Source organism: Novosphingobium aerophilum (assembly GCF_014230305.1).
Taxonomy (GTDB): Bacteria; Pseudomonadota; Alphaproteobacteria; order Sphingomonadales; family Sphingomonadaceae; genus Novosphingobium; species Novosphingobium aerophilum.
Map to the genome: position 1 here is coordinate 136,168 of NZ_JACLAU010000005.1, position 11,224 is coordinate 147,391.

Genomic DNA, 11,224 nt, shown 5'->3' on the forward strand with positions numbered 1-11,224 from the left:
GCAAAAGGCCCCGCCACCGAGGTGGCGAGGCCCTGCTCGATCACGGGTTGGGGCCCCGGATCAGAAATTCACGCGGCCGATGATGCCCCAGTAGCGATCGGCATCGCGGGGGATCTGATAGCGGTAGGCGCCGCTCGGGCCGCCCGTGCTGATCGCCGCGATGTAGCTGGTGTCGAACAGGTTGCGCACGACGAAGCTCAGCTTGTAGCGGTCGTCCTGGTCCATCACCGTGATCCCGGCATTGACGATGCCATAGCCCGCGATGGTGGTCGCGTTGCGGATCACCGGATCGGGGGTCAGGAACAGGCTCTGGCGCGACTGGTAGGTGCCCTGGACGTTCAGGCCGATATCGATCGGACCACCCAGGCGGATGCGGTAGTCGGCATTCAGGCTGCCCTTGAACTTCGGCGCGAAGGGCAGGGTGGTGCCGTTCGGGACGATGTCGTTCGGGGTGCGCACCGGCGGCGGATTGAACTGGTCGATCTGGGCGTCGGTGTAGGCCGCGCCGCCGCTGAGGGTGAAGTCACGCGTCGGCCGGAAGGTCATGTCCATTTCGAAACCGCGGGTCGAAACGGTGCCGGCATTGGTGAACCGCGCGATCGTGGCGGTCACTCCGCCGACGGTCAGCGTATCCGGGTTGTTGGCCTGGAAGTTGTGATACTTGGCGTAGAAACCGGCCACGTTCACGGTCAGCTTGCCGCCCATGAACGAGTTCTTCAGACCCACTTCGAACGCGTCCGAGGTTTCCGGTTCCAGCGCCTTCAGCCCGGTCGGCTGGAGGTTGAAGAACAGGTTGAACGCCGGACCCTTGTAGCCGCGGGTGTAGGTGGCATAGCCCATGACCTCGCGGCTGAAGTCATACTGCAGGCCGGCCCGGCCGGACACGTTGTTGGCCGAGGTGGCCGTGGTCAGCGGCACGCCGTTGGTCGAGGCGGCGGCGGCCGACTGGGCCGCGGTCGGCGCGGTGCCGGCGGCGACGAGCTCCAGGTACCGGTTCCACACGCCCGCATCGAACGGCGGCTGCGACGCGCCGTTGCCGGGGCTGGTGATGCGGATGAACTTCTCGTCCAGCTGGTCGCGGGTGTAGCGCAGGCCGCCGATCAGGCGGAACGAGTCCGACACGTTCATCGTCGCCTGGGCGAAGAAGGCCAGGTTCTTGGCCGCGTTCGAATAGGTCGCCTGGCCGAAGGCCGTGGTCGACGGCGCGGCCAGCGGGCTGGAGCAGGGCGTCAGCACGCCGGTCGGCAGGGTGGCCCCGGCCGCCGCGGCGCACAGCGTGTTGTCACGCCGGAAGACGCGCTGGGTGAAGGTGTAGGCGTAGTAGGCGCCCGCGACGTAATCGATGAACTGCTTGCCCGGCGAGGCGATGCGCAGCTCCTGGCTGAAGCTCCAGCCGGTCTGCGGGCCGGTATCGTGCGACTGCGGCGCGCCGATGTAGGCCTGCGGATAGAAGTCGCCGTCGCGGATCTCGTTGTTGGCGAAGTTGCGATAGGCGGTGATCGAGGTCAGCGTGTGATCGCCGATGCCGGCATCGAGCTGGCCCGAGAAGCCATAGCCGGTCTCGATCGTGCGGGTGATCAGGTTCTGGTTGATCGTCCGCGAATCCTTGCCACGCAGCGCGGGCAGGACGGTCTGGATCAGCGCCAGGTTGGTGGTGTTGACCGCCCCCGGCGTGGCCGAGGTGGACGCGAACAGCGGCGGCCCGCCGATCACGTCGGCGCAGCAATCGTCGTCATTCTTGTGGTAGTCGCCGATCAGGGTGAACTTGGCGTTCTCGCCCAGGTCGGCCTGGAGGATGGAGCGGATGCCCCAGTGCTCGAAGCCGTTGACGCGACGGTTCACGTTGGGGGCGACGTTGAAGATGTTGCCGTCATACTTGTTGTAGAAGACGGTGGTGCGCGACCGCACGGTCGGGCTGAGCGGCAGATCGACCGAGCCGCGGGCGCGGAACTCGTTGCCGTTGCCGCCGAAGAAGGCGACTTCGCCATTGCCGCCGACCGTGTCGCCCGGCATCACCGAAACGATGTTGATCACGCCGGCGCTGGCGTTGCGGCCGAACAGCGTGCCCTGCGGACCGCGCAGCACTTCCAGGCGGGCCACGTCGGCCAGGTCGCTGAAGGCTTCCGCGGCGCGGCTCAGCACGACGCCGTCGAGCACGGTCGACACCGACGGCTCGACCGCGATCGAGAACGAGGTGGTGCCAAGCCCGCGCAGGAACAGGGTCTGGTTGAGCGAGGTGCCCGCCTTGACGAAGTTGAGCGAGGGGACCAGCGCGGTCACACCTTCGAGGCTGGAGCGCGAGGCGTTGCTCACAGCTTCGCCCGAGACCACCGAAATGGCCACCGGAACGTCCTGCAGGCGTTCGGTGCGGAGCTGGGCGGTGACGACGATCTCGCCGATCTCCGGCGCGTCGGCGGCGGCTTGGGGCGCCTGCTGCGCCAGCACCGGGCTGGCGGCCAGCGCCAAGGCCGCAACAGAGCTGTAAAGCACGAATTTCATGTGAATTCCTCCCACACTTCGGACCGGCGAAGGCCCCCTGCGTCGGGGCGCCCTTACCGTGGCTTGATCCGCATGACAAAGCATAAGCGGTGCCACTTCTAGTCCTTGATCTGCTTTGGAGCGGCCGATATGTCAAGCGGTGTCATACAACAGGCGGCAGGGTGTGGCATGGCTGCATCGCATGGCCGCGAGATGGGGCGGATCGGGCGTGAAAACGGGTTTTGTGCCGCTGGATGACGGGTTCGAGCTGCGATTCGCGGGGCTCACCGTGTTGCGTCACAGCGCGGCCTGTCCTGCGGTGTCGGTCGCGCGCGGCGAGCCGGACATCACGATGTATCGCGGCAACTACCGCATCGCCGACGCGCCGCGCGAACGCAGTGCACCCGGCTCATGGCAGCGCGATGGCGAAGGCGTGGTGCTTGGCGATGCGGCCGGCCCGGTCGCCCGGCTGGCGCTCGACGGCAACCGGCTGGTGGTCACTGCACTGCGGCCCGGCGATGACCGGTTGTGGGTCCGCTTCCACGCCGATCCGGGCGAGACGGTGTGGGGCGGCGGGGAGCAGATGAGCTATCTGGCCGTCAACGGCCGGCGCTTTCCGATCTGGACCAGCGAGCCCGGGGTCGGCCGCGACAAGTCGACCGAGCTGACTCGGATCATGGACGCCGAAGGGATGGCCGGCGGCGATTACTGGACCACCAATTACCCGCAGCCGACCTTCCTGACCTCGCGCTGGCTGGCGGTTCACCTGGATGCCAATTGCTACAGCGTGCTCGATTTCTCCGACCCCGCCTGCCACGGGGTTGAGGCCTGGGCAGGGGAAGCGGCGTTCGAGCTGTTCGCCGACACGGGGCCGATCGGTCTGGTCGGGCAGTTGTCGTCCCGCTTCGGTCGGCAACCGCCCCTGCCGGACTGGGCCATCGGCGGGGCCATCGTCGGGCTCAAGGCGGGTCTCGACAGTTTCGAGCGGCTCGAAGGTTTCCTTGCGGCCGGCACCGTGGTGACCGGGCTGTGGTGCGAGGATTGGGCCGGGGTCCGCCAGACCAGCTTCGGGCGGCGGCTGTTCTGGGACTGGCACATCAGTGACCGCAGCCGCGCGCGTTACCCCGATCTGGCCGCCCGGATCGCCGCGCTGAAGGCGCGGGGCATCCGGTTCCTGGCCTATGCCAATCCCTACCTGTGCAACGATGGCGATCTGTTCGCGGAAGGGGTGGCCGGCGGGCACTTCGCGCTCAGGCAGGACAGCGACGAGGTCTATCTGGTCGACTTCGGCGAGTTCGATTGCGGCGTGGTCGATTTCACCCGGCCCGAAACCCGCGCCTGGTTTGCCGAGCGGGTGCTGGGCCAGGAGATGCTCGATCAGGGCATGGCTGGCTGGATGGCCGATTTCGGCGAATACCTGCCGACCGACGTGCGCCTGGCCGATGGGTCCGACCCGATGGAGGCGCACAACCGCTGGCCGGTGCTGTGGGCCGAGGTCAACGCCATGGCGCTGGCCAGCCGCGGCCAGACCGGCGAGGCGGTGTTCTTCATGCGCGCCGGCTTTTCCGGGGTCGGGGCCCATTGCCCGATGCTGTGGGCGGGCGACCAGTCGGTGGACTTCACCCGGCATGACGGGATCGGCACGGTGATCACCGGCGCGCTCTCGGCCGGGCTGGTGGGCAATGCCTACAGCCATTCGGACTGCGGCGGCTACACCTCGCTTCACGGCAATGTCCGCACCGCTGAACTGCTGCGCCGCTGGGCCGAGCTGGCCGCCTTCGCGCCGATGATGCGCAGCCACGAGGGCAACCGCCCCGATGACAACCTGCAGTACGATTCCGATCCCGACCTGCTGGCCTGTTTCGCCCGGTGGAGCCGGGTCCATGCCGCCCTGGCGCCCTATGTCCGGCACCTGAGCGACGAGGCGGCCGAGACCGGGCTGCCGCTGCAGCGCCCGCTGTTCCTCCACTATCCGGACGACCCCGCGCTGTTCGCAGTGCAGGACCAGTACCTCTACGGTGCCGACCTACTGGTCGCGCCCGTGATCGAGGCTGGTCAGACCGAGCGCAGGGTCGTTCTGCCGGGGGAAGGCGCCTGGCGACATGTGTGGACGGGCGCGGACTACCCGGCCGGGACTCACACCGTGGCCGCGCCGTTCGATGCGCCGCCGGTGTTCTATCGCCCGGACAGCCGTTTTGCGGCGCTGTTCGCGGGCCTGGCGGGAGCCCTGGCGGGATGAGCGAGCGCGCCAACATCCGCGACGTCGCGGCGCGCGCCGGCGTGGCGGTGAAGACCGTCAGCCGGGTGCTCAACGGCCATCCCTACGTCAGCGCAGATACGAAGGCCCGGGTCGAAGCGGCCATGGCCTCGCTGGAATTCCGGCCCAGCGTGGCGGCCCGGATCCTCTCCGGGGCCAAGTCCAACCAGATCGCCCTGATCTATGACAATCACAGCCCTTACTACATGTTCCAGATCCAGACCGGCTGCTGGGACCTGTGCCGCGAGAAGGGCGTGCGCCTGCTCGCCCAGCCGGTGGACGTCGCCGATCCGTTGGTGGGCGAGCAGGTGCGGGAGCTGGTCAGCGAGAGTCATGTCGACGGGATTGTCCTGTCCTCGCCGGTGACCGATTGCGAAGCGGTGCTCAAGGCGCTCGACGCGATGGACATCCCGTTCGTGCGGATCTCGCCGGGGACCAATCACGCCCTGACCAGCTCGGTGTTCATGGACGATGCCCAGGCGGCGGATGACATGACCTCGCACCTGATCAACCTCGGGCACCGGCGCATCGGGTTCATCAAGGGCCATCCCAATCACATGGCCTCGGACGACCGTCTGTTCGGCTATCGCCGCGCGCTCGACCGGGCGGGGATCGCGTTCGAGCCAGCGCTGGTCTGCGACGGCGAGTTCGATTTCGATTCCGGGGTCCGGGCGGGGCGGATGCTGCTTGATCTCGCCGCGCCGCCCACCGCGATCTTCGCCGCCAACGACGACATGGCCGCCGGGGTCCTGGCCGTGGCGCACGATCGCGGCATCGCCGTCCCGGCGCGGCTGTCGGTCGCCGGGTTCGACGATACCACGCTCGCCCGCACGGTCTGGCCGCCGCTGACCACGATCCACCAACCCATGGCCGAACTGGCCCGCACCGCCACGGCCATCCTCATCGAGGGCGGCGAAATCTGTCACCGGCGTCTGCCCCATACCCTTGTCGAGCGCGGCTCCGTCGCGCCGCCTTTCAGGAACCCTGCATGAGCGAACTTCCTCTTCCCCCCGCCACCCGCCAGCTCGGCGGTGGCGATATTGCCGTTTCCCCGATCGCCTGGGGCATGTGGCGTCTGGCCGAGAACGGCCGCACCGCCCGCGAGGCGGCGGCGCTGGTCCATGCCGCGCTCGACGCGGGGATCACCTTCCTCGACACGGCCGACATCTACGGCTTCGACGGCGCAGCCGGGTTCGGCGATGCCGAGGCCTTGCTGGGTGAGGTGATCGCCGCCGAGCCCGGCCTGCGCGATCGCATGGTCCTGGCGACCAAGGGCGGTATCCTGCCCCCGCTGCCCTATGACCAGGGTGAGGCCTATCTGCGCCTGGCAATCGACAATTCGCTACGCCGGCTGCGGGTGGAGCAGGTCGACCTGTGGCAGGTCCATCGTCCCGACATTCTTGCCCATCCGCAGGAGGTGGCCCGCGTGCTCGATGATGCGGTGGCCGCGGGCAAGATCCGCAAGCTCGGCGTGTCCAATTTCACCATCCACCAGACGGCCGCGCTGCAGCACTTCCTTGGCCGTCCGCTGGTCTCGACCCAGCCCGAGATCAGCCCGCTGCGGATCACCTGCTTCGAGAACGGCGAACTGGACCAGGCGATGACCATGGGCCTGACCCCGCTGGCCTGGTCCCCGCTGGGCGGCGGGCGTCTGGCCCAGCCGACCACCCCGCGCGAGCAGGCGGTCGCCGCCGAGCTCGACCGGATCGGGACGGCGCAGGGCGTGTCGCGGACGGTTGCGGCCTATGCCTGGCTGATGGCCCATCCGGCAGGGATCGTCCCGATCATCGGTTCGCAGCAGCCCGAGCGCATCGCCGAAGGCATGCAGGCCCTGACCGTCCGCTGGACCCGGCAGGACTGGTACGCGGTGCTGGTCGCCGCGCGGGGCGAGCGGCTGCCCTGAACCCGCGGGCCGAGCATTCGCCGATAGACGAAGGAGAGGTAACGATGGCTGACCAGCAATGCGAGATCGCGTGGTTTTCAGCGCTCTGCGACGATGACTACGAGTTCCTCGGCGTGCCCGACAAGTATCTGCAGTCGAGCTGGGAGCACTGCCGCAACATCGTGCTGCGCGCCGAGGAGGGCGGGTTCGACAACATCCTGCTGCCATCCGGCTATCAGCTCGGGCTGGACACCACGGCCTTCGCCGCCGCTGTGGCGACGCAGGTGCGGCGGATCAAGCTGCTCTGGGCGACCCGCATGGGCGAGGACTGGCCGCCGCAGCTGGCGCGGCGGATCGCCACGCTGGACCGCATCCTGGGCCCCAATGCCGCGGGCACTGGCGGGCGGCTGAACGTGAACATCATCTCGTCCGACATGCCGGGTGAGACGATCGCCTCGGGCCCGCGCTATGCCCGCGCGACCGAGATCATGACAATCGTCCGCACGCTGCTGAATGGCGAGCACCTGGATTTCCAGGGCGAATTCTTCCAGCTCAAGCTCGATCCGCCGCGGATCGGCACGATTTCCGGGAAGTGTCCGGCGTTCTACTTCGGCGGGCTCAGCCACGAGGCGCGCGAATGCGCGGCAGAGGCAAGCGACGTTTACCTGATGTGGCCCGACACCATGGACAAGGTGCGCGAGACCATCGCCGACATGAAGGCCCGGGCAGCGCGCTTCGGCCGGTCGCTCAAGTTCGGCTATCGGGTCCATGTGATCGTGCGCGAGACCGAGGACGAGGCACGGGCCTATGCCGACCGCCTGCTGTCCAAGCTGGACGAGGAGGCGGGCCGGGCGATCCGCGAGAAGTCGCTCGATGCCAAGAACTTCGGCGTCCAGCGGCAGCAGGAGTTGCGCGGCGCGGCCGACGGCGACGGCTTTGTCGAGGACAACCTGTGGACCGGAATCAGCCGGGCCCGCTCGGGCTGCGGCGCGGCGATCGTGGGAACCCCGGACCAGGTCCTGGCCAAGCTGCGCGCCTATCAGGCCGAGGGGATCGAGGCCTTCATCCTGTCGGGCTATCCGCACATGCAGGAGGCTGACCTGTTTGCGCGGTATGTGCTGCCCCGGATTCAGCACGGTCCGCTTACCCTGTGACCCTGTGACCCTGTGACCGCGGCGCCGGGGTTCTCCCCAAAGGGAGGGCCCCGCCCGGGGTGCGCTTGTTCTATGGTTATGACACTGTGCTAAATTGGACTAACCAATTGACGCTGATCCATTGGTTGCCTAGCCCGCAGGGCGCAGGCCCCAGGCCGGCCATGGCGGCCGGTGTCAGCCGTGAGGACAACCCCGCATGACGCAGCATCCCGCTCTCTCCAGCTCCGTCCAGGATGGCGAAGCCGTGGACCTGCTGATCGTCGGCGGCGGGATCAACGGCGTGGGGATCGCCCGCGATGCGGCGGGGCGGGGCCTCAGCGTGCTGCTGGTCGAACGGGACGATCTTGCCGCGCACACCAGTTCGGCCAGCACCAAGCTGATCCATGGCGGACTGCGCTATCTCGAATACTACGAGTTCCGCCTGGTGCGGGAGTCCCTGCAGGAGCGCGAGCGGCTGATCCACATCGCGCCGCATATCTCCTGGCCGCTGCGCTTCGTCCTGCCTCAGCCGAAGGGCGGGCGGCCGGGCTGGATGATCCGCATCGGGCTGTGGCTCTATGACCATATCGGAGGCAAGCAGTCGCTGCCCGGCTCGCATGGGGTGGACCTGCGCGATCCGCGTTGGGGGGAAGGGCTCAAGCCGGGCCTGACCCGCGGCTTCGTCTATTCGGACGCCTGGGTCGACGATGCCCGGATGGTCGTTCTCAACGCGATCGATGCGAGCGAGCGCGGCGCGCGGATCGTGACGGGCACGGCCATGACCGGGGCGCGGGTGGAGGGCGAGGAATGGGTCGTCTCGCTGGCCCCCAACCCCAGCCGTCCGGGACTGGCCGCTCCGCTGCAGGTGCGGGCCAAGGCCGTGGTGAACGCCGCCGGCCCCTGGGCGGGCAACCTGCTCGACGGCGTCGACGGGGTCACCCGCGAGGGTGGCATCACCCTGGTCAAGGGCAGCCATATCGTTGTTCCGCAGCTGTATTCCGGCGACCACGCGTTCATCCTGCAGCAGGACGACGGGCGGATCGTCTTCACCATTCCCTACGAGCACCGCTACACCCTGGTCGGGACGACCGATGTGCTGGTCGCCGCCGATCAGCGCGACCGTCCGCAGATCTCGCCCGAGGAGACGAGCTACCTCTGCGCCGCCGCCAACGCGTACTTCACCCGCGAGATCGGCCCGGACGATGTGGTGCGGTCCTATTCGGGCGTGCGGCCGCTGTACGATGACGGCACCGCCGACGCCAAGGCGATCACCCGTGACTATGTGCTGCAACTGGGGCGCCGCAGCACGCCGCAGGTGCTGAGCGTGCTGGGCGGAAAGCTCACCACCTATCGTCGCCTGGCCGAGCATGCGATGGACGAGCTGGGGCCCTGGCTGCCGCGCCACGGCGACGGGTGGACCGACCGGGCGGCCCTGCCCGGGGGCGATCTGCCGGCCGGCGGCTTCGCGGCTTTCCTGGCCTCGTGCCGCCAGCGCTGGCCGTTCCTGCCGGCCGACGTGGCCGAGCGCATGGCCCATGCCTATGGCACCCGGATCGAGCGGATCATCGGCGCGGCGAGCGACTGGGCCGGGCTGGGCCGCGATTTCGGGGCCGGGCTGACCGAGGCCGAGGTGCGCTATCTGGTGACCCACGAATGGGCCCGCACCGCCGAGGACATCCTGTGGCGCCGGACCAAGCTGGGGCTTGGCGCGGGGCCGGAGCTGGCGCAGGAACTGACGGACTGGCTCGCCGCGAACGGCTGAGCGCACGGGGAGGGCAAGATGGGCACGTTCATTCTGGCAATCGATCAGGGGACCACCTCCACCCGGTCGCTGGTCTTTGCGGCGGACCGCAGCGTGGTGGCCTCGGCGCAGCAGGAGTTTGCCCAGCACTATCCCGCCGACGGCTGGGTGGAGCACGATGCCGAGGACATCTGGCGCGACACCCTGGCGACGGCGCGCGGGGCGCTGGACAAGGCGGGTCTGGCCGCGGCGGACATCGCCGCGATCGGCATCACCAACCAGCGCGAGACCGTGGTGCTGTGGGACCGCGCCACCGGGGAACCGCTGCACAAGGCGATCGTCTGGCAGGATCGGCGCACCGCCGCGACCTGCGCCGAGCTGCACGCCGCGGGGCATGAGGCCCTGGTCCAGGCCAGGACCGGTCTGCTGCTGGACCCCTATTTCTCCGCGACCAAGCTGGCCTGGCTGCTCGATGCGATCCCCGGTGCGCGGGCCCGGGCCGAGCGGGGCGAACTGGCCTTCGGGACGATCGACACGTTCCTGCTGTGGCGCCTGACCGAAGGGCGCAGCCACAAGACCGACGTCACCAACGCCAGCCGCACCTTGCTGTTCGATATCCATGCCCAGCGCTGGTGCCCCGAGCTGCTCGACCTGTTCCGCGTCCCGGCCGCAGTGCTGCCCGAGGTTTGCGACAGTGCGGCCGATTTCGGGACGACCACCCTGCTGGGCGGCGAGATTCCGATCCTGGGCATGGCCGGGGACCAGCAGGCCGCCCTGGTCGGCCAATCGTGCTTTGCCCCGGGGCAGGCCAAGATCACCTACGGTACGGGCGGCTTCATGCTGCTCAACACCGGCGATCGGCCAGTCACCTCGGCCGCGCGCCTGCTCACCACGGTGGCCTACCGGATCGACGGGGTGACCCATTACGCGCTCGAAGGGTCGCTGTTCGTCGCGGGGGCGGCGATCAAGTGGCTGCGCGATGGGCTCGGCATCATCGTCGAGGCGCGCCAGACCCAGGAGATGGCGGCGCGGCTGCCCGACAACGGCGGGGTCTATATGGTGCCGGCCTTCGTCGGTCTGGGCGCCCCGCACTGGTGTACCGAGGCGCGCGGCATGCTGACCGGCCTGACCTTCGACAGCGGCCCGGCCCACATCGCCCGGGCCGCGCTCGAATCGGTCGCTTTCCAGACCGCCGATCTGGTCGCCGCGATGCAGCGCGACGGGGCCGGCGCGCTCGCCACCCTGCGGGTCGACGGCGGGATGGCCGCGAATGACTGGTTCTGCCAGTTCCTCGCCGATATCCTCAACATCGTGGTCGAACGTCCGGCCAACCTCGAGACCACGGCCCTGGGCGCCGCCATGCTGGCCGGACACCGGTCCGGGGCCTGGACCGGTGTGCTCGACAGCGTGGCGGAGCAGGGAGGGCTCAGCCGCTTCGCCCCGCGCCTGGCAGAGGCCGAGCGGTCGCGCCTGGTGGCCGAATGGCAGGCGGCGATCCGGCGGGCCACTCTGACCTGAGTCGGCCTCGCGCTGATTGCCACAATTGGATTGACCAATTTTCGCCGACAGCGTGGGTTCGGCTCGCTGGGCGGACCTTGAACCTGCCTTTTCCCCGCAGACTCGCGGCAATGTTCCCCGGAAATTGGCCTTTTTCCAACGTGAATGACCAATATTGCAGCAAATCCCCTGGTGCCGCTTGCATTTGGTCAGGCCATTCCGTATGAGAGGCGCGG

At 68.7% G+C, this 11,224-nt stretch carries 7 protein-coding genes; 6 read left to right on the top strand and 1 reads right to left on the bottom strand.

Annotated features, from left to right (window positions below; genetic code table 11):
• Window positions 1-60: 60 nt before the first annotated feature.
• Entirely contained in the window at window positions 61-2,499 is a 2,439-nt protein-coding gene (locus H7F49_RS05875) for a TonB-dependent receptor (RefSeq protein ID WP_185682639.1), read from the bottom strand.
• Between the two features lie 208 nt (window positions 2,500-2,707).
• On the opposite strand from H7F49_RS05875, the gene H7F49_RS05880 reads away from it, so the two are divergent.
• The 6 genes from H7F49_RS05880 to glpK all read left to right on the top strand — a co-directional run bounded on the left by H7F49_RS05880 (window position 2,708) and on the right by glpK (window position 11,009).
• Window positions 2,708-4,717, top strand: coding sequence for an alpha-glucosidase (locus H7F49_RS05880; RefSeq protein WP_328806548.1), 2,010 nt, complete (start codon window positions 2,708-2,710; stop codon window positions 4,715-4,717).
• On the top strand, window positions 4,714-5,727 hold the full coding sequence (locus tag H7F49_RS05885) for a LacI family DNA-binding transcriptional regulator (protein ID WP_185682641.1): 1,014 nt from the start codon (window positions 4,714-4,716) through the stop codon (window positions 5,725-5,727). The genes H7F49_RS05880 and H7F49_RS05885 overlap by 4 nt, the downstream gene beginning before the upstream one ends.
• Window positions 5,724-6,638 carry an aldo/keto reductase gene (locus tag H7F49_RS05890; protein ID WP_185682642.1) on the top strand — a complete coding sequence of 305 codons (915 nt, stop codon included), beginning with the start codon at window positions 5,724-5,726 and terminating at the stop codon, window positions 6,636-6,638. The genes H7F49_RS05885 and H7F49_RS05890 overlap by 4 nt, the downstream gene beginning before the upstream one ends.
• 44 nt (window positions 6,639-6,682) lie before the next feature.
• Window positions 6,683-7,771: an LLM class flavin-dependent oxidoreductase gene (locus H7F49_RS05895; protein ID WP_185682643.1), complete on the top strand. Its 1,089-nt coding sequence runs from the start codon at window positions 6,683-6,685 to the stop codon at window positions 7,769-7,771.
• A gap of 196 nt (window positions 7,772-7,967) precedes the next feature.
• On the top strand, window positions 7,968-9,512 hold the full coding sequence (gene glpD, locus H7F49_RS05900; RefSeq protein ID WP_185682644.1) for a glycerol-3-phosphate dehydrogenase: 1,545 nt from the start codon (window positions 7,968-7,970) through the stop codon (window positions 9,510-9,512).
• A gap of 18 nt (window positions 9,513-9,530) precedes the next feature.
• A complete protein-coding gene (glpK, locus tag H7F49_RS05905) occupies window positions 9,531-11,009 on the top strand; it encodes a glycerol kinase GlpK (RefSeq protein WP_185682645.1) in 1,479 nt (492 codons plus the stop codon).
• Window positions 11,010-11,224: the final 215 nt, after the last annotated feature.